This is a genomic window from Marinobacterium aestuarii, from assembly GCF_001651805.1.
In the GTDB taxonomy this organism is placed as follows: Bacteria; Pseudomonadota; Gammaproteobacteria; order Pseudomonadales; family Balneatricaceae; genus Marinobacterium_A; species Marinobacterium_A aestuarii.
Window position 1 is genome coordinate 751,204 of the sequence record NZ_CP015839.1, and the last position, 23,431, is coordinate 774,634.

The 23,431-nt window shown below is 61.1% G+C and carries 19 protein-coding genes; 8 read left to right on the forward strand and 11 right to left on the reverse strand.

All coding sequences use genetic code 11. From position 1 onward, the window contains the following. Positions 1-116 precede the first annotated feature (116 nt). Positions 117-1,493 carry an L-serine ammonia-lyase gene (locus A8C75_RS03300; protein ID WP_067378080.1) on the forward strand — a complete coding sequence of 459 codons (1,377 nt, stop codon included), beginning with the start codon at positions 117-119 and terminating at the stop codon, positions 1,491-1,493. A 93-nt stretch (positions 1,494-1,586) separates the two neighbouring features. Here A8C75_RS03300 and A8C75_RS03305 read toward each other — a convergent pair whose 3' ends face one another. Further along, positions 1,587-2,477, reverse strand: a complete 891-nt coding sequence (locus A8C75_RS03305) for a LysR family transcriptional regulator (protein ID WP_067378082.1) — start codon at positions 2,475-2,477, stop codon at positions 1,587-1,589. A 424-nt stretch (positions 2,478-2,901) separates the two neighbouring features. Here A8C75_RS03305 and gbdR point away from each other — a divergent pair, with 424 nt between their 5' ends. From gbdR to etfB, 7 genes are all read left to right on the forward strand, one after another. Beyond that, complete coding sequence (gene gbdR / locus A8C75_RS03310; RefSeq protein WP_067378086.1) at positions 2,902-4,038, forward strand: choline metabolism transcriptional regulator GbdR; 1,137 nt, start codon at positions 2,902-2,904, stop codon at positions 4,036-4,038. A 563-nt stretch (positions 4,039-4,601) separates the two neighbouring features. Then, positions 4,602-5,579, forward strand: a complete 978-nt coding sequence (locus A8C75_RS03315; protein WP_067378089.1) for a dipeptidase — start codon at positions 4,602-4,604, stop codon at positions 5,577-5,579. A 127-nt stretch (positions 5,580-5,706) separates the two neighbouring features. Then, positions 5,707-6,237 carry a 4-vinyl reductase gene (locus tag A8C75_RS03320; protein ID WP_067386949.1) on the forward strand — a complete coding sequence of 177 codons (531 nt, stop codon included), beginning with the start codon at positions 5,707-5,709 and terminating at the stop codon, positions 6,235-6,237. Between the two features lie 140 nt (positions 6,238-6,377). Further along, positions 6,378-8,441, forward strand: coding sequence for a dimethylglycine demethylation protein DgcA (gene dgcA / locus A8C75_RS03325; protein WP_067378092.1), 2,064 nt, complete (start codon positions 6,378-6,380; stop codon positions 8,439-8,441). Between the two features lie 102 nt (positions 8,442-8,543). After that, the gene (locus A8C75_RS03330) at positions 8,544-10,490 is read left to right on the forward strand and encodes a (Fe-S)-binding protein (protein ID WP_120785233.1); all 1,947 of its coding nucleotides are present in this window, start codon (positions 8,544-8,546) and stop codon (positions 10,488-10,490) included. Beyond that, positions 10,487-11,725 (forward strand): electron transfer flavoprotein subunit alpha, encoded by a 1,239-nt coding sequence (gene etfA / locus A8C75_RS03335; protein ID WP_067378097.1) that lies wholly within the window; start codon positions 10,487-10,489, stop codon positions 11,723-11,725. Before A8C75_RS03330 ends, etfA begins: the two co-directional genes overlap by 4 nt. Before the next feature lie 29 nt (positions 11,726-11,754). Then, positions 11,755-12,531, forward strand: a complete 777-nt coding sequence (etfB, locus tag A8C75_RS03340; protein WP_067296686.1) for an electron transfer flavoprotein subunit beta — start codon at positions 11,755-11,757, stop codon at positions 12,529-12,531. Positions 12,532-12,910: 379 nt separating this feature from the next. On the opposite strand, the gene A8C75_RS03345 is transcribed toward etfB, so the two are convergent. From A8C75_RS03345 to A8C75_RS03390, 10 genes are read right to left on the reverse strand one after another with little or no spacing between them, the layout of a single operon-like run. Beyond that, the gene (locus A8C75_RS03345; protein WP_067378099.1) at positions 12,911-13,591 is read right to left on the reverse strand and encodes a MaoC family dehydratase; all 681 of its coding nucleotides are present in this window, start codon (positions 13,589-13,591) and stop codon (positions 12,911-12,913) included. 46 nt (positions 13,592-13,637) lie between these two features. Next, on the reverse strand, positions 13,638-14,435 hold the full coding sequence (locus tag A8C75_RS03350) for a 4'-phosphopantetheinyl transferase family protein (RefSeq protein WP_067378102.1): 798 nt from the start codon (positions 14,433-14,435) through the stop codon (positions 13,638-13,640). A gap of 9 nt (positions 14,436-14,444) precedes the next feature. After that, positions 14,445-15,632 carry a hypothetical protein gene (locus A8C75_RS03355; protein WP_067378106.1) on the reverse strand — a complete coding sequence of 396 codons (1,188 nt, stop codon included), beginning with the start codon at positions 15,630-15,632 and terminating at the stop codon, positions 14,445-14,447. 5 nt (positions 15,633-15,637) lie between these two features. After that, positions 15,638-16,450, reverse strand: coding sequence for an outer membrane lipoprotein-sorting protein (locus A8C75_RS03360; protein WP_067378109.1), 813 nt, complete (start codon positions 16,448-16,450; stop codon positions 15,638-15,640). After that, the gene (locus A8C75_RS03365; RefSeq protein ID WP_067378112.1) at positions 16,440-18,773 is read right to left on the reverse strand and encodes an efflux RND transporter permease subunit; all 2,334 of its coding nucleotides are present in this window, start codon (positions 18,771-18,773) and stop codon (positions 16,440-16,442) included. Before A8C75_RS03365 ends, A8C75_RS03360 begins: the two co-directional genes overlap by 11 nt. A gap of 14 nt (positions 18,774-18,787) precedes the next feature. After that, a complete protein-coding gene (locus A8C75_RS03370) occupies positions 18,788-19,855 on the reverse strand; it encodes a flavin-containing monooxygenase (RefSeq protein WP_067378114.1) in 1,068 nt (355 codons plus the stop codon). Further along, the gene (locus tag A8C75_RS03375; protein ID WP_067378117.1) at positions 19,855-20,127 is read right to left on the reverse strand and encodes an acyl carrier protein; all 273 of its coding nucleotides are present in this window, start codon (positions 20,125-20,127) and stop codon (positions 19,855-19,857) included. Before A8C75_RS03375 ends, A8C75_RS03370 begins: the two co-directional genes overlap by 1 nt. Before the next feature lie 16 nt (positions 20,128-20,143). Continuing rightward, on the reverse strand, positions 20,144-21,853 hold the full coding sequence (locus A8C75_RS03380; protein ID WP_067378120.1) for a fatty acyl-AMP ligase: 1,710 nt from the start codon (positions 21,851-21,853) through the stop codon (positions 20,144-20,146). Positions 21,854-21,866: 13 nt separating this feature from the next. After that, on the reverse strand, positions 21,867-23,048 hold the full coding sequence (locus A8C75_RS03385; RefSeq protein WP_067378123.1) for a cysteine desulfurase family protein: 1,182 nt from the start codon (positions 23,046-23,048) through the stop codon (positions 21,867-21,869). Next, the gene (locus A8C75_RS03390; RefSeq protein WP_067378126.1) at positions 23,045-23,425 is read right to left on the reverse strand and encodes an iron-sulfur cluster assembly scaffold protein; all 381 of its coding nucleotides are present in this window, start codon (positions 23,423-23,425) and stop codon (positions 23,045-23,047) included. The genes A8C75_RS03385 and A8C75_RS03390 overlap by 4 nt, the downstream gene beginning before the upstream one ends. Between the last annotated feature and the right edge of the window lie 6 nt (positions 23,426-23,431).

Here is a 23,431-nt window from a genome sequence, read left to right on the forward strand (position 1 = left end):
TCCATGTCATATGAACAGGACTGTCAGTATTGCCTTGCCCGCCGCTCGACGGCAGGGGGAAATGCGTACCAGTGCCTGCTTCCCCTCATAATAACGACAGTTTTGCCGGAGGCATCATGGGTATCAGCGTATTTGATTTGTTCAAGATCGGAGTCGGTCCTTCAAGCTCCCATACCGTGGGTCCCATGAGTGCCGCCGCCGAGTTTGCGGCCCACCTTGAAGGCATGGCGCTGATTCCAGACGTGTCACGCCTGACGGTTGAACTCTTCGGCTCGCTGAGTGCTACCGGCATTGGTCATGGTACCGACAAGGCCATCATCATGGGGCTCATGGGTGAGCGCCCGGCGACTATTGATCCGGACATCATTGATCCCACCGTTGAGGCGCTGAAAAGCGGCGGTGAACTGCGGCTGATGGGCAAGCGTGTTGTCGCCTTTGACTGGGCTCGCGACATGCAGCTGCTGGAAGAATGCCTGCCCTACCATCCCAACGCCATGCGCCTGAGCGCCTACGGCCAGGACGAACTGCTGTTCAGCAACACCTACTATTCGGTGGGCGGCGGTTTTGTTATCGATGAGAAGGAAGCCATGGCCGGTGCCCCCCTGGTGCATCAGGTCAGCCTGCCCTACGAATTCAACAATGCCGTCGAACTGCTGCGCCTGTGCAAGGTGCACGGCCTGCGCATCAGTGAGCTGATGATGGAAAACGAAAAGGTCTGGCGGCCGGAAGCTGAAACCCGCGCCGGGCTGCAGCTTATCTGGCAGGCCATGCAGGACTGTGTCGCCAAGGGGCTGGAGCAGGAAGGCATACTGCCGGGCGGCCTCAAGGTACGCCGGCGAGCTCCGGGCTTGAACCGTTCATTGCAGCGGGCTGAGGCGCCTAACGTGATCAGCTCGACGCTGCGCGCCATGGACTGGGTTAACCTCTACGCGCTGGCGGTGAATGAAGAAAACGCCGCCGGTGGGCGTATGGTCACGGCGCCGACCAATGGTGCAGCGGGCATTATCCCGGCGGTGCTGATGTACTACATGCGCTTCAAGGATCAGGCCACCGAAGAAGACGTAGTCGACTTCCTGCTGGCCGCTGCTGCCGTGGGCACCCTGTGCAAGAAGAACGCTTCCATATCCGGTGCCGAAGTGGGCTGTCAGGGTGAGGTGGGTTCCGCCTGTGCCATGGCGGCTGCGGGCCTGACCGAAGTCATGGGCGGTACGCCTGAACAGGTGGAAAACGCCGCCGAGATCGGGCTGGAGCACAACCTGGGTCTGACCTGCGACCCCGTCGGTGGTCTGGTGCAGGTGCCCTGCATCGAGCGCAACGCCATAGCAGCGATGAAGGCCATCAATGCGACTCAGATGGCGCTGCGCGGTGACGGCGAGCACTTTATCTCGCTGGATAAGGTCATCCGCACCATGCTGGAAACCGGCCGCGACATGCAGGACAAGTACAAGGAAACGTCCCGTGGCGGTCTGGCGGTGAATGCCATCGAGTGTTAAGCCGGTAGTAAGAAGAAAGTGAAAGGTGAAAGAGGCAGGAGCGAGCTCGCAGTCGTTTTCTTTCCTTTCATCTTTCTCCTAGCTGCTTGTTACTCATAGCTTGCGCCAGTCGGGGTTCTCGAAGGCTTCCACCAGGTAATCGATGCAGTGACGCACTTTGGGTGAAAGGTGACGGCTGCGCGGGTACACCGCCCAGATGGCGCTGTCCTGGCAGCGGAATTCGTCCAGTACGCTGACCAGGGCGCCGCTGTTCAGGTGCGGCTCGACAATATAGTCGGGCAGGCAGGCCAGCCCCAGGCCCTGCAGTGCGGCCTCTAGCAGCAATACGCCCGAGTTGGCGTGCCAGTTACCGTTGGCGCGAACGTCCTTGCGCTGGCCTGCAACACAGAAACTCCAGGTGGCGGTCGAACCACGCAGGCAGTTGTGCCCGGCAAGGTCCAGCAGGCTGTGGGGCGTACCCTTGGCGGCCAGATAGCTTGCCGTGGCGACGATGTATTCGCGTCTGTCGCTGAGGCGGCGCGCCACCAGATTGGAGTCTTTCAGCGTACCCAGACGAATGGCCAGATCGTAGCCTTCATTGATCAGGTCCACCGCACGGTTGGTCAGGTTCAGGTCCAGGCTCAGGCGTGTCTGCTGCTGCATGAAACGGGTCAGCATGGGGCCTATGTAACGCTCGCCAAAGGTGGAACCGCAGCTGATGCGCAGCAGGCCGTGGGGTTCGTTGCTGAAACTGGTGATCTGCTGCTCGGCATCGCTGAAACCATCGGCCAGGGTCTGGCTCTGCTCGAAGAACCACTGGCCCGATTCGGTCAGGGTCACACGGCGGGTGGTACGCACCAGCAGTTGGGTGTTGAGGCGCTGTTCCAGGTGGCTCAGCAGGCGGCTGACATGGGAGCTGGACACGCGCAGTTTGGTGGCCGCGGCCGACAAACTGCCCAGGCGGGCGACCTCTATGAAGGCTTCAATACTTTCCCAGCGGTGCATGGAGGCCTGCCTTTGCTCTGTTAGGGTGCATTAGAGGGTGGGTGGTGCGATCTGCCGGCCTTTTTTGGTGGGCGCCGATTCTCTTTCAAACCGATAAAAAATAACAGTTTTTTGTGTGTATTGCTCAGTAGCAATAATGATTTGCAGTATAGGTGACATTGATGGCTTCCCATTGCCCCAAAAACGACTAAAGTCAGGGCCTCTTGCGGTATCGCCGCAGGAGCCAGTCGGCGCCTGAGCCCCGCCGACTGCAGGCCGCGGCATTTTAAGCCGGATGCGCGGTCATAAAACATGCACAACCCGCAACAAGGCCGCCGATAGGTGATCTGGATTGCGGTGGTGATTATAAGAAAAACAGGCATAGCAATTGCTAGCCGTGATTCAGCAGCCGACACCAACGGGCGTGTTGCTGAAGGAGCCAATGATGAACGATTCCATCCCGGGTACCCGCGCCGCGACCGAGCCGAAAAGCCGCAACATCGGTTTTCTGCTGCTTAAAAACTTCACGATGATTTCGCTGGCATCCGCGATAGAACCCCTGCGCATGGCCAACCAGTTAAGCGGCAAGGAGCTGTACAACTGGTATACCCTCACCGAAGACGGTGAGCCGGTGCGTGCCAGTGATGGCATTCAGATTACCCCCGATGGCGCCATGACAGATCCGTTTGACCTGGACACCATAGTCGTGGCCGGCGGCGTCAATATTACCCGCAGCTACAGCAAGCGTGAGCTGTCCTGGCTGCAGTCCATGGGCCGCAAGGGGCGCAAGCTCGGCGGTATCTGCACCGGCGCCTACGCGCTGGCCGAAGCCGGGCTGATGAACGGCTACGAGTGCAGCGCCCACTGGGAATGCATCGCCTCGCTGCAGGAGGCCTTTCCCAAGGTGAATTGCACCAACCGCCTGTTCTCGGTCGATCGTGATCGTCTCACCGGCAGCGGCGGCACAGTGCCGCTGGACATGATGCTCAACATGATCAAGCAGGAGCATGGCTACCAGCTTTCCGCCGCTATCTCGGAAATGTTCATCTGCGACCGCATCCGCAATGAAACCGATCACCAGCGCATACCGCTGCGCCATGTGCTGGGCACCACCCAGCCCAAGCTCGTGGAGGTGGTGTCCCTGATGGAGGCCAATCTGGAGGAGGCGATCGAGCTGGATCAGCTGGCCTGTTACGTGGGCCTGTCACGGCGCCAGCTGGAGCGCCTGTTCCAGAAATACCTGCAGTGTTCGCCATCGCGTTATTACCTCAAGCTGCGCCTGACCAAGGCGCGCCAGTTGCTGAAGCAGACGTCGATGTCGATTATCGAAGTGGCCTCGGCCTGTGGTTTTGTTTCGACGCCGCATTTCAGCAAGTGCTACCGCGAACACATTGGCATTCCGCCCCGTGAAGAACGCATGGGCATGCGGGTGGCGCGCAGCGCCGAGGTGCTGATGGATCCCATGTCTCGCAACCTGGGCACGGTCTTCGGTGGCCTGGGTGATGTGGTCTCGTCCACCGCCCTGACCGCGCTTACCGAAGCCCAGTCCGAACCCAGCTATGGCTCTGTAACGCTGCAATAGCTGTTGCGAGTCGTGCGCACACTCGAGTTTCGAGTCATTCGTTATTGGTGATGCGTGATTCGTCGTGAGCGAGTTCATGCCAATTGCCTGCGACTCCGGCCCCGTGCCGGGGTTTTGCGTTGCGGGGCTTTTTTCACGGGCGTCACGGGCGGAGATGGCTCTGTGGATTTGCAGCTTAGCGTTAGTCGTTATTCGTAAGTGGCAATTCGTGGTTCGCAGTTCATTATGCTGATCACCAATCACCAATCACCAATCACCAATCACCAATCACCATTCAATCGACGTGACGTTTTCAGAACAGTGTATTCTGCTTGCTGAATGTTGCTCAATCCGCCATGAGTCGGCGCAAAGCACGCTAATACGGGGGCTGCGCGGCTTTGTCGGTGCTTGGCGCTTTTAGCAATCAGCGAGTCGTTTTCAGTACCTCTGGTTGGGCGGCGAAGGGCTAGACTGGCTCCATTGCTGCTATCCGCTATCGCCGTCATTGTGCTGCGCTCCCGGTCTGGCATCTGAACGAACTCCTGCGGCACCAACTGCGGGCATCTGAACTTTGGGGGAAACCGATGAACGCAGCTGAACTGCATCAGGATTCGATCGTTATTGACGGTCTGATTATCGCCAAGTGGAACCGCGAACTGTTTGAAGACATGAAGAAGGGCGGCCTGACGGCGGCCAACTGCACCGTGTCCATCTGGGAAGGCTTTCAGAATACGGTCAACAACATCGTTGAGATGAACCAGCTGATCACTGAAAACAGCGATCTGCTGCGTCCTGTTCACAGCACCCGCGATATTCTGCGTGCCAAGGAGGAAGGCAAGACCGGCATCATCTACGGTTTTCAGAACGCCCATGCCTATGAAGACAAGATCGGCTATGTCGAAGTCTTCAAGAAGCTCGGCGTTGGCATAGTGCAGATGTGCTACAACACCCAGAACCTGGTAGGCACCGGCTGCTACGAGCGTGACGGTGGCCTGTCCGATTTCGGCCGCGAAATCGTGGCGGAAATGAACCGCGTTGGCGTTATGTGCGACCTGTCCCACGTTGGCAGCAAAACCTCCGAAGAAGTGATTCTGGAATCCAAAAAAGCAGTGTGCTACTCCCACTGCCTGCCGTCCGGTTTGAAAGATCATCCGCGTAACAAGTCCGACGAAGAACTGAAGTTCATTGCCGATCACGGCGGCTTTATCGGTGTGACCATGTTCGCGCCCTTCCTGAAAAAAGGCATCGAATCCACCATCGACGATTACGCCGAGGCCATCGAATACGTGGTCAACATTGCCGGTATCGACCAGGTGGGTATTGGTACCGACTTTACCCAGGGTCACGATCAGGCGTTCTTTGAAATGCTGACCCACGACAAGGGCTACGCCCGTCGCCTGACCCGCTTTGGCAAGATCATCAACCCCGAAGGCATCCGCACCGTGGGTGAGTTCGGCAACCTGACCGAAACCCTGCTGCGTCGCGGCTTCGATGAAGCCTCAGTGCGCAAGATCATGGGCGAGAACTGGGTGCGCGTTCTGGGCGACGTCTGGGGCGAGTAAGAAAGCTGTAAGTGAAAAGCAGCTGTAAGCTTGAAGCTTACAGCTTACAGCTCAGTTCAAATTTTCGGTGGAACCGCGTCGCGCGTTCCGCCCTACGCAACAAAGAATTCAGTTGGAGATTGAAACCATGGGTGTACATGCACCGGAAATGCCGATCCAGGTTGATGATGAAACCGGCGTTTGGGTAACAGACGCGCTGCCAATGCTGTACGTGCCGCGCCACTTTTTCGTCAATAACCATATGGGTATTGAGGAAGAAATCGGTGCTGAGCGTTATGCCGACATTCTCTACAAGGCCGGTTACAAGTCCGCCTGGCACTGGTGCGAAAAGGAAGCCGAGGCCCATGGCCTCTCGGGCGCGGCTGTATTCGAGCACTACATGAAGCGTCTGTCCCAGCGCGGCTGGGGTTTCTTCATCACCGAAGAGCTGGACCTGGAAAAGGGCACCGCCCGCGTACGGCTGGAAAACTCCGCCTTCGTTTACCAGTACGGCCAGGTGAATCGCAAGGTCGATTACATGTTCACCGGCTGGTTTGCCGGCGCCATGGATCAGATCGCGCAGAGCCTGGGCTATCCGGTACGTACCGTTGCGGTACAGACCCAGTGCGCGGCAGAAGAGGGCTGTGACTACGGCATCTTCGAAGTGAGCCCGCTCTAAAAGGCACAGCTCCTGTACAAAAAAGAGCAGACCGGCGTTCGGCGCCGGTTCCATATTGCCGCAGCGCTGCTGTGTGCCAGATTTAAGACAGTGCCGCAGCCCAAGGCTGCGGTCATCAATAAGAGTTACGGGGTGTCGCCATGTCCCAGTACGACGTGCTGTTCCAGCCGCTGAAGATCAATCAGCTGACCATTCGCAACCGTGTGGTCAGTACCGCCCACGCCGAGGTTTATGCCACCGATGGCGGCATGACCACCGACCGTTATGTGAAGTATTACGAAGAAAAGGCCAAGGGTGGCTGTGGTCTGTGCATCTGCGGCGGGTCCAGCGTCGTGTCCATCGACAGCCCGCAGAGCTGGTGGAGCTCGGTCAACCTGTCGACCGATCGCATCATCCCGCACTTCCAGAATCTGGCTGATGCCGTGCACAAGCACGGTGGCAAGATCATGATCCAGATTACCCACATGGGGCGTCGTTCACGCTGGGACGGTGAAAACTGGGTCAATCTGATGTCACCTTCCGGCATTCGTGAGCCGGTGCACCGCGCTACCTGCAAGATCATGGAGCCGGAAGAAATCTGGCGCATTATTGGCGACTTCGCCAAGGCCGCCGTGCGTGCCAAGGAAGGCGGTCTGGATGGTGTTGAGCTGTCCGCCGTACACCAGCACATGATCGACCAGTTCTGGTCGCCACGCGTGAACAAGCGTACCGACGAATGGGGCGGCAGCTTTGAGAATCGCATGCGTTTCGGGCTTGAAGTGCTCAAAGCTGTACGCGAGGCGGTGGGTGCGGACTTCGCCGTGGGCATGCGTATCACCGGCGATGAGTTCCATCCCGATGGTCTGAACCACGAAGACATGAAACAGATCGCCGCCTACTACGATGCCACCGGCATGGTGGATTACTTCGGCGTTATAGGTTCCGGTTGTGATACCCACAACACCCTGGCCAACGTTATTCCGAACATGAGCTATCCGCCGGAGCCCTTCCTGCACCTGGCGGCCGGCATCAAGGAAGTGGTCAAGGTTCCGGTCATTCACGCCCAGAACATCAAGGATCCGAACCAGGCCAAGCGTATCCTGGAAGCCGGTTACGTCGATTTCGTCGGCATGACCCGGGCGCACATCGCCGATCCGCATTTCATTGCCAAGGTCAAGGCGAACCAGGTGGATCAGATCCGCCAGTGCGTCGGTGCCAACTACTGCATCGACCGCCAGTACATGGGTCTGGACGTGCTCTGCATCCAGAACGCCGCGACGTCGCGTGAATACAGCGGCATGCCGCACATTATTGAAAAAACCACCGGCACCAAACGCAAGGTGGTTGTGGTCGGCGGTGGTCCCGGCGGTCTGGAAGCGGCCCGTGTCGCGGCCGAACGCGGCCATGCTGTAACCCTGATCGAACGTGCGGACGAGCTGGGCGGCCAGGTCACCATTGCTGCCAAGGCGCCGCAGCGCGACCAGATGGCCGGCATCACCCGCTGGCTGGCGATGGAAATCGAGCGTCTGGGCGTGGACCTGCGCCTGGGTACCGCGGCCAATGCCGACATGATCAAGGACCTGAAAGCCGATGTGGTGATTCTGGCCACCGGCGGTCGTCCCTTCATGGAGCAGAACCCGCACTGGGGCGCCGCCGAAGGCCTGTCGGTATCCAGCTGGGATATCCTCAATGGCACCGTGGAGCCGGGCAAGAGCGTGCTGATCTACGACACCATCTGCGAATTCACCGGCATGTCGGCGGCGGACTATCTGAGCTCCAAGGGCTCACTGGTCGAGCTGGTGACCGATGATATCAAGCCGGGTGTTGGCATTGGCGGCACCACCTTCCCGACTTACTACCGCAGCCTGTACGAGAAGGAAGTCATCATGACCTCCGACATGCTGCTGGAGAAGGTGTACCGCGAAGGCGACAAACTGGTGGCGGTGCTCGAGAACGAGTACACCGGTGCCCAGGAAGAGCGCGTGGTGGATCAGGTGGTGATCGAGAACGGTACTCGCCCCAACGAAGAGCTGTATTACGAGCTCAAGGGCGAGTCGCGCAACAAGGGTCAGATCGACAACGAGACCCTGTTCGCGGGTCAGGCGCAGCCGATACTGTCCGAGTCCGGCGAGGGCATGATCCTGTGGCGTCTGGGGGATTGCGTATCACAGCGCAATATCCACGCCGCCATCTACGACGCCCTGCGTCTGTGCAAAGACCTCTAACACGGTTCTGGCCGGGCTTACGTGCCCGGCCTGCTGTATTGGCTTCCTAATTTTGCGACGGGCCCGGCCTGTCGCTCCCTGTTTTGGTGAGGGTGACGCATGATCCTCGACTGGTTACTCCCTGTTCTGATTTCGGCGGCGCTGGCCCTGGCCCTGGCCGGTGCGTTTAAACGCGCCAGCCTGTGGCGCGCCGGTCAGCCCGAGTCGGTCAATCTTCTGGCTGGCCTGATGGCCATGCCGCGACGCTACCTGGTGGATCTGCACCATGTGGTCGAGCGCGACAAGTACATGTCCAATACCCATGTGGCCACGGCGGGCGGCTTTGTGCTGTCCATGCTGCTGATCATATTGGTGCATCTGTTCGGGCTGGAAAGCCGCTGGCTGGCCTGGGCGCTGCTGGCGTCTTCGGTGCTGATGTTTACCGGTGCCGTCTTTGTGTTCAAACGCAGGCTTAATCCGCCGTCGCGCCTGTCCAAGGGCCCCTGGATGCGCCTGCCCAAGAGCCTGCTGATGTTCTCGGTGAGCTTCTTTATCCTCACGCTGCCGGCGGCGGGCATTCTGCCTGAAGCCTTTGGTGGCTGGGTGCTGGCGCTGATTCTGCTGGTCGGTGTGGCCTGGGGCCTGAGCGAACTGGTGTTCGGCATGACCTGGGGCGGGCCCATGAAGCACGCCTTCGCCGGTGCCCTGCATCTGGCGTTTCACCGTCGTCCGGAGCGTTTTAACGGTGGCCGTTCCACCGGCCTGAAACCGGTCGATCTGCAGGCCCGTGTGCTGGGTGTGGAAAAGCCCACGGACTTCAAATGGAACCAGCTGCTGGGCTTTGATGCCTGCGTGCAGTGCGGCAAGTGCGAAGCCGTGTGCCCGGCCTACGCCGCCGGTCAGCCGCTGAACCCGAAAAAGCTGATCCAGGACATGGTGATTGGCCTGGCCGGAGGCACCGATGCCAAGTTTGCCGGCAGCCCTTATCCCGGTGTTGAACTCGGCCATGCCGTCGGCGGCCCGGGCCAGACCATCACTGAAGGTCTGGTGAATTCGGATACGCTCTGGTCCTGCACCACCTGCCGTGCCTGTGTTGAAGAATGTCCGATGATGATCGAGCACGTCGATGCCATCGTCGACATGCGCCGCTTCCTGACCATGGAAAAGGGCAACACTCCCAACAAGGGTGCCGAGATACTGGAGAACCTGATCGCCACCGACAACCCCAACGGTTTTGATCCGGCCGGGCGCATGAACTGGGCGGCGGATCAGAACCTGCCGCTGATGGCCGATGTGAAACAGGCCGAGGTGCTGTTCTGGGTATCCGACGGTGCCTTTGACATGCGCAGCCAGCGTATCCTGCGCGCCTTCGTCAAGGTGCTCAAGGCGGCTGGCGTGGACTTTGCCGTGCTGGGTGATGAAGAACGCGACAGTGGCGACGTGGCCCGCAGGCTGGGTGACGATGCCACCTTCCAGAGTCTGGCCAAACGCAATATAGCGGTGCTGAGCAAATACCGCTTCAAGCGCATTGTTACTACAGATCCGCACGCCTTCCATGTACTCAAAAACGAGTACGGCGACTTTTATCCAAACGGCAAGGGCGGCGACTATGAAGTGCTGCACCACACCACCTTTATCAACGAACTGGTCCAGCAGGGTCGACTGCAGCTGGATGCGTTCAAGGGCGGTACCGTGACCTATCACGATCCCTGCTACCTGGGGCGTTACAACGGCGAGTACGACTCTCCCCGCGATCTGCTCAAGGCGCTGGGTATTGAGCTGGCCGAGATGGAAAGGTCCGGATTCCGTAGTCGCTGCTGTGGCGGTGGCGGTGGCGCGCCTATCACCGATATTCCGGGTGAGCGCCGTATTGCCGACATGCGCATGGAAGATGCCCGTGCCGTGGGTGCAGAGCTGGTGGCGGTGGGTTGCCAGCAGTGTACCGCCATGCTGGAAGGGGTGGTGGAGCCGCGGCCAGTGATCAAGGATATCGTAGAACTCGTGTCCGAAGCGCTGATCGAACGCGCGCCGGCCCCCAAGGCTGCCCGGGTGGCTGAGGTGATGTCATGAGTGATCTGATTCGCAGAGATCCCCGTGCCGAGTGGATAGCCCGCAACCGTCTGCATCCGCTGCACGCGGCCATGACGGCAGCCACCGGTGAAGTGCGCGGGCCTTCGGGCCTGCTGCGCAAGAACCCCCACGGCGTCGGCTTTATCGGCCCCAACGGTATCAAGCGCATTGACCGGCTCGGTGGCAGCGCCGCTGCTGTCGGCGGTCGCCGCGGAGCAGCCAAGGCCGCTCAGGTGGTTGAACTGCCACTGCATGTTGTTGATGCGCCTGATTTTTACGTGGTCACGGTGCTCGACATTGTGGGTGGTCGCCTGGGCAGCCACGATAAGGATGTGCTCGGTCAGGCGCACAAGCTGATCCGCGATAGCGAGGGCAGCGGCGCCGTGCTGGCGGTGGTGTTCGGCGAGAGCAAGGAAGAGGGCTTCGGCCTGGCCGGCGTTGACCGCCTGCTGCAGCTGGACGGCAGTGAATATGAGGGCTACAGCCCGGAACAGCGCCTGGCGGCGCTGGTTGAAGTGGAACGCAACTTTGCGCCCCGCTACTGGCTCTTCCCGGACAGCATCAACGGCGGTAACGAACTGGGTTGTCGTCTGGCGGCGCGTTTGGGCGAGCGTCCGGCAACCCAGGCCTGGCAGGTGGATACGCAGCAGACCCTGTGCCGCGGTGCCGGCGGGCGCACGGATATCACCCGTGCCACGCCGCGCCTGCTGCTACTGGCCGAGGAATGTGCCGAGCCTGTGGATGAAGCACGCCACGAAGCGCGGGTGCTGGAACCCTGCAGTGTTGCCCAGAGCCTGGTGCGCATTCAGGACCGTGGTCAGGTAGCGGTGGATCCCAACGCCATTCCGCTGGCCGAGGCCGAGTTTATTCTCTCCGCCGGCAACGGTATTCGCGACTGGGATCAGTTCCACCAGGCGGCCGAACTGCTGGGTGCCACGGAAGGGGCCAGCCGCGTGGTGGTGGACGATGGCTTTATGCCACGCCCGCGCCAGGTGGGTGCCTCAGGTACCTGGGTTACCGCACGGGTCTATCTGGCCGTGGGTATCTCGGGTGCGATTCAGCACATGCAGGGTATTGGCCAGTGCGACAAGGTCGTGGCCATCAACCTGGATGCCGGCTGTGACATGGTCAAGCGCGCGGATCTGAGCGTGATTGGTGACAGTCATGCAGTGCTGCAGCACCTGATAGAGCTGGCGCAGGACTACCGGCTCGGAGCGGCTGAAAATGCAGCCTGAACAGACTGACCGCAACGGGAGGGTCGAACATGTCATCTGATCTCAATATCGTTGCCCTGGTGTCTATCGGGCAGCACCCCAAGTCGGGCCGTGCGCGCCGCGCCGAGCAGGATGCACGCGCCGTGGAGCTGGGTCTGCGTCTGGCCGGTGAGCGGGTGCAGGTACTGCATGCCGGTGATGCGGCGGATGAGTCTCTGCGCCAGTATGCCGGCATGGGGCTGAAAAGCCTGCGGATACTGCAGCAGTCGGCGGATGCCGATGCGGTGGTGGCCCTCGGCGATTACCTTAATGAGCATCGCCCCGATGTGGTGCTGACCGGGGTGCGCGCCGAAAGCGGCGAGTCTTCCGGCATGGCGCCTTATCTGCTGGCCGAGAAACTGGGCTGGCCGCTGGTGACACGTATTGCCGATATCGTCAGCATAGAAAACGGTGAAGCACAGATTCTGCAGGCGTTACCGCGCGGGCAGCGCCGGGCCATTCAGGTGCGTCTGCCTTTCGTGGCCAGTGTTGATATGGCGGCGACGGCAGGGCGCCAGAGTGCCTATGGGCCGGGTCGCCGTGCGCAGCTTGAGGCCATGCCCTGGGTTGAAACCGCCGATAGCGAACGTACCCAGTGGCAGCATGCACCTGCGCGCAAGCGGCCAAAACGCCTCAAGAAGGTCAAGGCCACGACGGCTGCCGAGCGTTTCAAGGCGGCCACGGCCAAGTCTCAGGGCACCGGCGGGCGCATTATCAAGGATCAGCCAGCGGTAGAACAGGCGCAGGCCATTTTTGATCTGCTGCTCGAAGAGGGCGTGATTCGATAATTGTCGTTATTGCGACAGTTACCGATTAATAGTCGGTAACTGTCGTAAAAAGAATATCCGGTGACGAATTCAGACATTCCACTTAAGTAAATCAGCGGTATTATCTTTCCACGGTGGCGCAGGTTATATCTGCTCAGGGTGAACTCACCATTCACCGGATATTCCTGTTATCACTGTTATCGTATTGCTCCAGAGGAGCTGCAGTTAGGTCGCTTATTCGACTTTCTCCAGCGTCCGTTAGGCTCAGGTGTTTGCAATATTCACCTTCATCTTGTGTACCAATTACGGCTTTTATCCGGGCACTTGCCCGGATTTTTTTATACATGGACCTATTTATCGTTATTTGCTCCTGCAATAACGAATTTTCCGCCATCCAGCTTCAGAAATAGAGTTTCAGGACGGAGTCGGCGACGCAGACGATGCGCCCCGAGCCCTCGACCTCCACCTTGATCTGGTTAACCATTTCCACGCTGCGCTTGGACGGTACCAGGGACTGAAGGCTGGTGCGGGCGCGGATTCGGCTGCCAGCCTTGACCGGATGCGGGAAACGAACCTGGTTGAGGCCGCAGTTGATTACCATGCGGGCCTCGGGGTAGGGGGGCCTTTGCGGATTGACGGTATCGGTCAGGTCCGGCAATAGCGACAGGATCAGAAAGCCGTGGGCGATGGTGCCACCGAAGGGTGATTCGTTGCGGGCACGTTCCGGGTCTGTGTGAATCCACTGGCGGTCCCCCGTCACATCGGCGAAACGGTCGATGCGCGACTGATCGATCGTCATCCAGTGACCGACGAACAGTTCATGGCCGATGTGCGCCTGCCACTCGTGATAGAAGTCGGCCACCTTGGGGTTCTTCACGGCCTGCAGGTCGCGACCGCCGGCAGGGTCGAGAATCAGATGGATTCTCGACACCCAGGAGTTGTTCAGCGTGTTGTTCAGCGAGTGGCTGATGAAGTAGGACAGCTGGCGCAGGTGAGCGTCGGACGTGTTTTTGAGATCAAGACGGCCGAGTCGCACTCTGATCGAGCGTTCTTTCTCGCGGATATATTCGAAAACGTCCATCATCAGATCCTGTCTGGGTGGTACCGGAGCGGCAAGCCGGCTCCGGCTATGGCGATATCAGATCGGTCGCCAGCATTGTGTGGGGTGCCGGGACCGTCCTGCTGCCAGGGCGGGCAAAGGGCAGTAGCGATATCCCGGGCAATTCGGGCGGGCCCTGCGCTGGGGCGATCAGTGCCAGGCAGAGTCGGTAGCGCTGCAGACAGGGGAGACGGAACCAGAAGCTGCCCTGGCCCAGTCGTGTTCCCCGCTGCCAGCAGGAAGGCTCTGCCGCCTCCGGCGGCGCCAGATCGAAGTCGAGTTCGGCGAAGGGAAGCCGCAGGCCCAGGCCGAATGCCTTTGACACGGCTTCCTTGATACACCAGGCCCGCGCCAGCAGCGCACCCCGTTCAGCCGTCGGTATCGCCTGCAGTGCCCTGTATTGTACGGGGCTCAGCAGCCGCCGGGTACAGATACCTGCGCCAAGATCCCGGCTGATCGGCTCGATATCCAGCCCCGGCTCAAGCCTGCGACTGAGCGCGACGGCCACGCCCCCATCGCTGTGGGAAATACTGAAGCCCGGCGCGGGTTGGTGCAGCACCCTGGGCTTGCCCTGGCCGGCGGTGGTGATCTCCCAGGCGGCGGGGGCTATTTGCCCGCCACTCTCGGCGGACAGCGCATGGCGCAGCAGGTAACGGCCGAGCAGAAAGTGGAGGCTGGCCTCACGGCTGACGGTGGCCCGGTAGCGGGCGCACTCTGCGACGCTCAGCGTGGCGAAAATAGGCGCCGGGTTGAGTGCCAGCAGCGGCGCGAATGCGCTGGTGGTCGCAAGCCAGATGCGGATATCGCCGGGTGCCTGTGTCTGCATGGTCGGGAATCAGAACGAATAGTGCAGCTTGATTTCGATAAAATCCTCGTCCCGGACCGGGTACAGCCAGCTATCCTCGGGCGTGGCGTTGAGGAACAGCAGCGCCCGCGTTTCGATCCTGACATAGTCGTTCAGGCGGTGGTTCAGGCTCAGATCCAGGTAGTTGGCATGGCTGTCGAAGTCGTAGCTGACCAGGCCCCGAAACTGGCTGTTGCCGATATCGCCAAAGGTTGATTTGAGCCCGATGAACAGATCGTTCTGGCCCAGGCTTTCGGCCTGCTCATCCCGGTCATCGATCAGGTACTCGGCGATCAGCGACAGGTCCTGAAGGCCATCCGGAAGCGAATATACCGGCACCTCGAGGCCGATATTGGCGCTGAAGAACCCCTGGCCCCGTTCGCGGCCAGTTTTGGCTTCCAGCTTCAGGATCGTATCATCGACCAGATAGAGTGCGTCCAGCAGCAGGTTTTCGGTTTCGATATACCAGGGTGTCAGCTCCCTGGCGCTGCCGCTGCTTATTAGCAGCGGTGCCCGACGGGTACCCTTGAAGTAGCCGAGCCCGACTTCGAGATCACCGAGGTACAGCTGGCTGCGCAGCGCGAGCTCGCCGCCGTGGTCGGAGCTCTCGAACTGGGCGTGATCCGAGACCGGCAGCCCGAATGACGGGCGCTGCGAAAACTCGCGTTCGCGAAAGGTCGGCAGGTAGTACAGCGACAGCTCGCCGGTGTCGAACCGCAGGCTCATTGAGGCGAAGGTCTGCCCCAACTTGTCCTTGCCATCGACGGCCTGGCGCAGGTCCGCCTGGTTCAGCACATTGACGACATTGATGGACTCAGAAACGCCCCAGAAAAAGGTCCCGACACCGGCACTGAACGAGAGCCGGTCATGGCGCCACTGTGCGCTGGCCTGACGGATATCGGCATAGCGGCGGCTCTCGTCCTCGGCATCCCAGCTGCCGAACAGGCGCAGCTTGAGGTCGGCGTCGCCAATACGACCGCTGGCGTCCATCTGGCCCTGCAGACCTGGCGAGCGGCGGTAATCGCCCGCGTCGGCCGGGGACGCGGCCCCATGGGCGAAGGCGCGGTAGCTGGCGGCGATGTCCACCGAGTGGCTGTCGATGGCGCCGTCGGCGAGAGCCGGTGGCGCGAGCAGGCACAGGCACAGCAGTGGCTGAGCCGATGAGCGAAGAAACCCCATCCTGATCAGTCCTTCAGCGTATTGCGATGGAAGTTTTCGTCCGAGAGGCCATTGCCGAAACGGATGCTCCTGTAGCTCAGGATCGTTTCGTTACCGGTCTGCTGATTGTGCATCGCCACCTGCATCGGTCGCCAGTGACGGTCGCTGTAGAGCTGAAAGTTCTCTGCGGTAAAGGTCTTGAGCAGCGTGCCCCGGCGGTCGAAATACTCGATGCGGAGGACCCGCCGGGCCTGCTGGTCGGCCCAGACCCGCTGCCGGCTGTAAGCGGAGTGCGTGTCGACGGGCATGCGGTCTATGACATCACACCTGAGCGCGTTCGCGCCGCTGCCGTCATCGCATGCCTCTTCCCGGACATAGGCATAGTTGAAGTCGTCGATCTGCTTGTCGGCCAGGTCTTCAAACGAAAATTCGCTGCTGACGAAGGCGCCGCTCTTGTTGCGAGATGATATCCGCTTGATGCGCGCATTGGCCGGCAGGTAAAGCCACTGTTCGTCGGCGGCGGCGTCTGGCTGCGGATGTGTGAGCAGGGCCGTGCCCCGGATATCGGCCGGAAAGTCAAAGCGTATCAGCGACTTGTCGCCGCCCTCCGGGTTTTCGAGCAGGCGGATTTCGAGCTCGCGGGTGGTTTCATTGCCAGCCCGGTTGCGCAGAGTCATCGTCAGCTCGGCGACGCTGTCGCCGTAGCCCAGGTCGCGGTTTTCCACCGCCTCGGCCACCCGCCGTCCTGGGTCGGTCTGGTTTTGGGCGGCATTGGCCGGCAGGCTCAGCAGGCCGCACAGCAGCAGCGTGGCGCGGGGTCGCCGCAAATCAATTCGCATCCTGAAGCTCCTCTGCTTTGCGAAAGTATCGGGCCGCCGAGGTCGGTACCCGGCGCAGAAACGAGAGCACCAGTGCCGGCAGCAGTAGCAGGTCGAACAGCAGCGCCAGCACGATGGTGATACTGGTCAGCATGCCCATTTGGGCGTTCTTTTCGAAGGCGGAGGTCGACAGCAACAGAAAGCCTGCGACCAGCAGCAGCGAACTGATCACAATGCCGCCCATCGTCTTGCTGAAGGTTTCCCGCACGCTGTCTTCGGGCGTCAGGCCGCGCTTCAGGCCATTGATGTACTGGTAGATGAAATGCACGGTGTCGTCGACAATAATGCCAATCGCCATCGCCGAGACACCGGCCAGGCCCATGGAAATCTGACCGTTGATGCAATACCAGAATCCGAAGGCGGCCGCGACCGGCAACAGATTGGGAATCAGGCTGAGCAGGCCGATGTAGAAGGACCCGAAGACCAGCATCAGCATGATTGAAATCACCACGAACGCCAGGGATGCGCCCTGCAGCAGGCTGATGATATTGGACTCGCCAATGTGCGCGAAGATGACGGCGGGGCTGCTGTGGTAGATCTCGATCGTCGCGGGCTGGTGCTGCCAGAGCCAGCCTTGTGCCCGCTCCTCGAAGGCTATCAGCCCGAGGGAGCTGAGATTCTGTAACCGCGCGGTCAGTTTCGCCGCGGACTTGTCGAAGCTGACCTGGTGGGTCACGTCGCGGCCGAACGGCAGCGACATCTCGTACAGCAGGAATTGCTGGGCGGCGGTGGTGGCGTCGGCCGGCAGGCGATAAAAGGCCGCGTCGCCTCCGTTCATCAGGCGGTTCAGGTCCTTGATGCGGTGCAGCGGGCTGGAGGTCGTGACCACCTCCGGCTGCTCCAGCAGCCAGGCATCGAACTGCCCCAGGAAGCGCAGGAACCCGGGCTCGAAGATGCCGCTCTGCTGCGACGCCGAGAGCGAATAGTCGATGGTGTAGATGCCGGAAAAATGCGCATCGATCCGTTCCGAATCGGCGCGGAACGTCTGCGACTTGTCGAAGTAGCGGATCAGGTCGTCGTTGAGCGCGTTCAGCGGGCTGAGCGCTGCAATAGCCAGTGCCAGCGGCAGCATCAGCCACAGAACCGGACGCCGGCGCCGGATCACCCAGTCGGACAACCGGCTCATTCGCTCGAACAACCGGGTGGTGGCAGTGGTTCGGGCTGAAAACCGCAGCCGTAGCAACAGTTGCGGCAGCACTGTGACCGTCAGAAGCAGCGAAAACAGCACCCCCAGCGCCACTATATTGCCCAGATCCCTGAACGGCGGCGAATCGCTGAAGTTCATCGCCAGAAAGCCGACTATGGTGGTCAGGTGGCTCACGGTGATGGGTTTGATATTGCGCTGATACGACTGCAGTACCGCGTCATGCCGGGGCAGGCCTGCGGCGATCTGGCGCTTGATGTAGCTGAGAATATGGATGGCCGAGGCCACAATCACCGTGAACATGATGATCGGGGCCGAGACAGAGGGCGCGGACAGCCGAATGCCGAGCCAGCCGGCCATGCCCAGGGAGCCGCACAGCGCCAGCACGACGATGACCAGAATGGCGCCGGCTGCGGCCGGCGACCCCAGGATAAGACCGGCGCTGATCAGCACGAAAACGATCATCAGCGGAATCAGTGTCACGAAGTCCTTCTTCGCCGCCTTGAAGAAGGCGCCGTTCATTTCCACCACCCCGGTCTGGTAGAAATGGTGCCCGGGATTGGCCGCCTGGTACACTGCGACCAGTTCATCGACGCCGTCGGTGACGGCGAGGACTTCAGCCTTGTTGTCCAGACCCGGCAGCCGGGTGGTGACGTTGATAGCCGTGTAGCGGCCATCCGCCGTCACCAGGTTGCCCACCAGGTCTCGCTCCTGGCCGGCGGCCGCTGCGATGAAGGCGATCCGCTCGGGGGTGATTTCGTCGAGTTCGTAGACGAACTCTTCGATCAGGATGTCGTCACCGTCGGCCGAACTGTAGGGGAAGTTGGTCAGCGAATCGACGCGTGAAACATGGGGCAGGCGCCAGAGTGCCTGCGTCAGTTCATGCACCAGCCTGAGCGTATCAGCGTTGTAGACGCCGTCATCGGCCGGTGGCTCGATCATGATAAAGACGTTGTCGGTGGTGCTGTAGGTATCCTGCATTTGCTCCAGGCGCAGCAGGTCGCTGTCGTCTTCATCGAAGAAAATGCGGTAGTCGCTGGCCAGTCCCATGCGTGTCAGACCGGCGGCCGACACGAGGGTCAGCAGCAGCACCAGTGCCATCAGCCAGCGGCTGGCGCGGGATTCCATAAGCCAGTGCATCCGTTTTCCTGCGTTCAAAGCGCGTCTTCCCTGTTCGATAAAAAGCTGCGCAGCGGCGCCATGATCCTGTCGACGTCTGCTTCGACGCCCATCACCAGCTCCGAGGCCCGGCAGCTGAGCCATTTGCGGCCCACCACGAACAGGCCGGGCTCCGGGGTCTTGCCGTAGTCCTCGACGAAGCCGTCGGCACCGATGCAGTGGGGCAGATTCAGCCACTGGGTGTCGTCCCGGTAACCGGTGGCCCAGATGACGCAGTCGACGTCGCGCCATTGGTCCCCTTTAAAGCGCAGGCGCCGGCCCGAGCATTCCAGCGCCCGGCCGACGACCTCGACCCCGCGGGCCTGCAGGTGGCGATTGCTGTAGTCGCCGCAGGGGACCGGGTTGCGCTTTTTCAGTATCCGGGCCACCAGGCTGTTCTTGTCGGCGTACAGGATCCGCAGCTTGTCGAGCCACCAGAAGATATCGCGCTTGAGTATCCGGTTGGGTGTCAGGCCCCGGGGCGAACCGGTCGCCAGGATCACTGTACAGCGCTTTGCCAGCCGGTCGGCGATCTGCCGGCCGCTAGCGCCGTCGCCAACGACGGCGACGGTGCTGCGGTCGGCGATCGAGGCGGTGGAACTGAGTCCGGCGTCCAGTTGCCGGACGCTGGCATCGAGTTGCTGGCCCATCATCGGCATCTGGGGCAGCTGGTTGGCACCGGTGGCGTTGACGATACTGCTGGCCCGCAGCTCGGTGCCATCCTGGAGTTTGACCAGAAAACCTGCCGGTTCGACACGTTCCAGGCTGACGACTTTGGCCTGGTCTTGAATCTGCAGTTTGTGATGTTGTGCGTACTGACTCAGGTAGTCGGCCATTTCGGCCACGGATGCAAAGCCCTCCGGATCACCGGGAAACGGCAGCTCAGGAAGGGCGCAGAACTGACGCGAGGTGAACAGCTGCATACCCTCCAGCCGCTTGCGCCAGGTGTCGCCGATCCGGTCCCGCTCCAGCAGCAGGTAGCTAAAGCCGGCCTGCTGCAGCCTGCGCGCGGTATGCAGACCGAACTGGCCGCCGCCGATGACAATGCAATCGTACGGCGGCATCAGCTAGGCTCCCCGGCCTGAGTGCCGAAACGCTGCTCCAGGTGCGCGATCAGGGCATTGATGGTCGGGTAGTCGAATGCCAGCGTCGGATCGACTTCGACACTCAGCTGATCTTCGATAAGGGTCGACAGGCGCACATGGTCCGCAGAGTCCAGGCCCAGGCTTGAAAAGGACGTATCCCGGTGTGCATCGATTGAGAACTCGGGAGTCTTGGCTGCAATGAAGCTGGCGATCTGTTCCACCAGTGTTGCCGTGCAAAGCTTGGTTGTCATCTTGGTTTCCTCAGGTCTAGGCGGGGAGCGCCCGTTCGGCGGTGATCAGTTCCCGGCAGGCGGTGCGTTTGACCTTGCCGCTGGTGGTTTTCGGAATACCGCCGGGTTTGACCAGCAGCAGCCGATCTAGGGCCACATCGTGCGCCGCCATCACCGCCTCGCGCAGCTCAAGACGCAGCTGTGCGTGATCCTCATTGAGAAAGGCGTTGCGTCGAATTTCGACGATCGCCGCCAGTCGGGTTTCGCCGTCGATCTCCAGCGTGAATACCGAGGCGCCGTTGTTGCCGGCGGCGTGGGGATGGCTGTTGCAGCTGCGCTCGATATCGTAGGGGTACAGGTTGCGCCCCCGCAGGATCAGCATTTCCTTGATGCGTCCGGTGACAAACAGCCGGCCCTGGTGCAGGAAGCCCATATCCCCTGTTCTCAGGTAGTACCGACTGTCGGCAGGCACCAGCTGGGCCCGAAACTGCTGAGCGCTGATTTCGGGCTGGTTCAGATAGCCCTGGGCGACGGAGGCGCCGCTGATCCAGATCTCGCCAATGCTGTCGGCCTCGCAGAGGCTGCCGCTGGCGGGGTCGACGATCTTCAGGTCCAGCTGTGGCGTGACCAGGCCGCAGTTGACTACCCGGCGCCCCTCGGCAGCCGGATGCAGGCGGCCACGGTCAAAGCTTGCGGGTTCGAACGTCAGGGTCTCGATACCGCAGCCCGCCGGTCCCCCGGAAACGAACAGGGTGGTTTCCGCCATGCCGTAGCAGGGAAAGAAGGCTGCAGAATCAAAGCCATGGGCCTGAAATCGGTCGGCAAAGGCGTGCATGGTGTCGGCGCTGACCGGTTCCGAGCCGTTCAGCGCCACCGTCCAGCAACTCAGATCGAGGCCGGACAGGTCCTCGCGCTCGGCAATGAATTTGACGCAGTGTTCGTAGCCGAAGTTCGGCGCGGCTGAGCTCTGGATTCGGTAATGGGAGATCAGCTCGAGCCAGCGGCGCGGGCGCTGCACGAAGTTCATCGGCGGCATGAAGACGTAGGTGCCGCCCAGGAACAACGGCTGCAGCAGATGGCCGATGAGGCCCATGTCGTGGAACTGGGGCAACCAGCCGCCGGCGATCAGGCCGGGCTCATGACCGCAGGCTTGCTGAATCGCCAGCTGGTTGTCGACGATATTGGCGTGACTGACCATGACGCCCTTGGGCAGGCCGGTGGAGCCCGAGGTGTACTGGACGAAGGCCAGTTGGCGAGGGTCAGGCGGTGGCAACGGGAGGGGGTCCGCGGGGCCCGTCTGGTGTTCGTCGATCCAGTCCTGGCCGTGCAGGTCGACCTGGGGCAGTTGCGCCAATTGTTCCGCCAGCAGTGCCCGGCTATGGGCCGTGGTGAGGATGGCCTGGGTCCTGGCATCCTCGAGAATGCGCAGGGTGCGTTCAAGCTGCTGTGCGTTACGGCTCAGGTTGAGGGGCACGGCAACGGCGCCGGCGGCGAGGCAGGCGAGAAAGTTGACGACGAAATCGAGCCCGCTGGGGAACAGCAGCGCCACCGGCTGGCCGCTGTACCCGCGCTCTACCAGCAGGCGCGCCCGGTCGAGCACCTGCCGATTCAGTTCCGCGTAGCTCAGTGAGCGGGCGGTATCGGTCCCCTGGGGTTGAAAGACGCAGGCGGTTTGATCGCCATGGCGGGCGACATGGCCGTCGAAGGCCTCCATGAAACGCAGCGGCGGGGCAGGTTGATCCTTCATTTTCATCGTTCCTCTATCCACCGAAGCCCATGGCCTGCAGCTGTTTCACCCGGCGCTCAAGGGAGGTGGCGAAACGATCGATGTCGTCCAGGCGCGTGAAGCGGCCGAAGCTGATCCGGATCGCGCTCTGAATTCTCTCCTCGTCCAGGCCCATGGCCAGGAGGACAGGGGATAGCTGTTTTGTCTTGTTGTTGCTGCAGGCGGATCCGATCGACACCACCATGCCTTCCTTCCTTTCCATCAGAACGGCGAGTGCCTCGCCCCTGATACCCGGGATCGACAGGTTGAGAGTGTTGGAAATGGCGGCCTCGTAGGTGCTGGCGCCATTGATGTGGGTCTGAATATCGGCGTGCTTCAGTCGCTCGATTAATCGCTGCTTGCACGCCAGGCTGTGTTGATCCCAGGCTGAAAGTTCCCTGTAACACTCGTCGGCGGCGGCGCCAAGACCCGCGATGGCGACAAGATTTTCGGTGCCCGATCGCATCGCCATTTCCTGGCCGCCGCCGTGGATCAGCGGTGAGAGGCGCTCAATATTGCGGACGTAGAGGCCGCCGATTCCCTTGGGACCGTAGAACTTGTGCGCCGAGAAGGAAACGAAGTCGGCTCCCAGCGACTCGACATTGAAGGCCCGTTTCCCGACTGCCTGAACCGCATCGACATGAAACGGAATGCCGCGCTTGCGGGCGAGTTTTGCCACCTGCTCGACCGGCTGGATAACACCGGTTTCGTTGTTGGCATACATCATCGATATCAGGCGGGTGTCGGGCCGGATGGCGACGGCCATAGCATCGACGGAGACGGCACCGCTGGCATCCGGGTGCAGACAGGTTACCTCGAAGCCGAACTGCTGGGCACAATAACGGATGGTTTCGAGCACCGACGGATGCTCAAGCGCGGTGGTCAGGATGTGGCCAGCGCGGGGCAGGTCATTCAGCAGGCTGCCCTTGATCGCCCAGTTGTTGGACTCGGAACCGCCGGAGGTGAAAAAAACGTGCGCAGGCTCGGTGCCCAGCAGGCGCGCGACCCTTTCTTTGGAGCTCTGCATCAGCTCGCGGTTGCTGGTCGAGGGCGCTGTACGCCCCGATGGATTGGCGAAGCGCCGCAGCGCGGCGCTCATCGCCTGGGCCGCGGCTTCGGACACCGGTGTGGTGGCGTTGTAGTCGAAATAGCCTTTGATCGCGTCTGTCTGGGTCATGCCGGAATCTCCCGGCTAGCGCGTTCGACCTGTGCCAACAGCCGTTGATGCAGCTGCTGCAGAATTTCGACGCAGTGGTGCTGAGACGGTTCAAGCTCACCGAGCATGGCCTCTATCTCGCGATCACTGCGCTGCGCGAGCCGCTGCAGCGGCTGAGCGTTGAGTGAGGCACAGAAGATGTTCGCCGTCGCGACCGAAGTGGCGCAGCCCCAGGCTCTGAACCGGGCCCGCTCAATTTGCCCGTCAGTGGCACTGATCTGGATACGGATACGGTCTCCGCACACCGGATTGCCGATCTCGTACTCGTAAGCAGGCCCGTCGATGTCGCCGACGTGGGCCGGATCGGAAAAGTTGTCGATAATGATGTCGTTGTACATGCAGCA

Coding starts and splice junctions, on each gene's coding strand:
- A8C75_RS03300 (WP_067378080.1), top strand. CDS start 117: ATGGGTATCAGCGTATTTGATTTGTTCAAGATCGGAGTCGGTCCTTCA.
- A8C75_RS03305 (WP_067378082.1), bottom strand. CDS start 2,477: ATGCACCGCTGGGAAAGTATTGAAGCCTTCATAGAGGTCGCCCGCCTG.
- gbdR (WP_067378086.1), top strand. CDS start 2,902: ATGAACGATTCCATCCCGGGTACCCGCGCCGCGACCGAGCCGAAAAGC.
- A8C75_RS03315 (WP_067378089.1), top strand. CDS start 4,602: ATGAACGCAGCTGAACTGCATCAGGATTCGATCGTTATTGACGGTCTG.
- A8C75_RS03320 (WP_067386949.1), top strand. CDS start 5,707: ATGGGTGTACATGCACCGGAAATGCCGATCCAGGTTGATGATGAAACC.
- dgcA (WP_067378092.1), top strand. CDS start 6,378: ATGTCCCAGTACGACGTGCTGTTCCAGCCGCTGAAGATCAATCAGCTG.
- etfA (WP_067378097.1), top strand. CDS start 10,487: ATGAGTGATCTGATTCGCAGAGATCCCCGTGCCGAGTGGATAGCCCGC.
- etfB (WP_067296686.1), top strand. CDS start 11,755: ATGTCATCTGATCTCAATATCGTTGCCCTGGTGTCTATCGGGCAGCAC.
- A8C75_RS03345 (WP_067378099.1), bottom strand. CDS start 13,591: ATGGACGTTTTCGAATATATCCGCGAGAAAGAACGCTCGATCAGAGTG.
- A8C75_RS03350 (WP_067378102.1), bottom strand. CDS start 14,435: ATGCAGACACAGGCACCCGGCGATATCCGCATCTGGCTTGCGACCACC.
- A8C75_RS03355 (WP_067378106.1), bottom strand. CDS start 15,632: ATGGGGTTTCTTCGCTCATCGGCTCAGCCACTGCTGTGCCTGTGCCTG.
- A8C75_RS03360 (WP_067378109.1), bottom strand. CDS start 16,450: ATGCGAATTGATTTGCGGCGACCCCGCGCCACGCTGCTGCTGTGCGGC.
- A8C75_RS03365 (WP_067378112.1), bottom strand. CDS start 18,773: ATGCACTGGCTTATGGAATCCCGCGCCAGCCGCTGGCTGATGGCACTG.
- A8C75_RS03370 (WP_067378114.1), bottom strand. CDS start 19,855: ATGCCGCCGTACGATTGCATTGTCATCGGCGGCGGCCAGTTCGGTCTG.
- A8C75_RS03375 (WP_067378117.1), bottom strand. CDS start 20,127: ATGACAACCAAGCTTTGCACGGCAACACTGGTGGAACAGATCGCCAGC.
- A8C75_RS03380 (WP_067378120.1), bottom strand. CDS start 21,853: ATGAAGGATCAACCTGCCCCGCCGCTGCGTTTCATGGAGGCCTTCGAC.
- A8C75_RS03385 (WP_067378123.1), bottom strand. CDS start 23,048: ATGACCCAGACAGACGCGATCAAAGGCTATTTCGACTACAACGCCACC.
- A8C75_RS03390 (WP_067378126.1), bottom strand. CDS start 23,425: ATGTACAACGACATCATTATCGACAACTTTTCCGATCCGGCCCACGTC.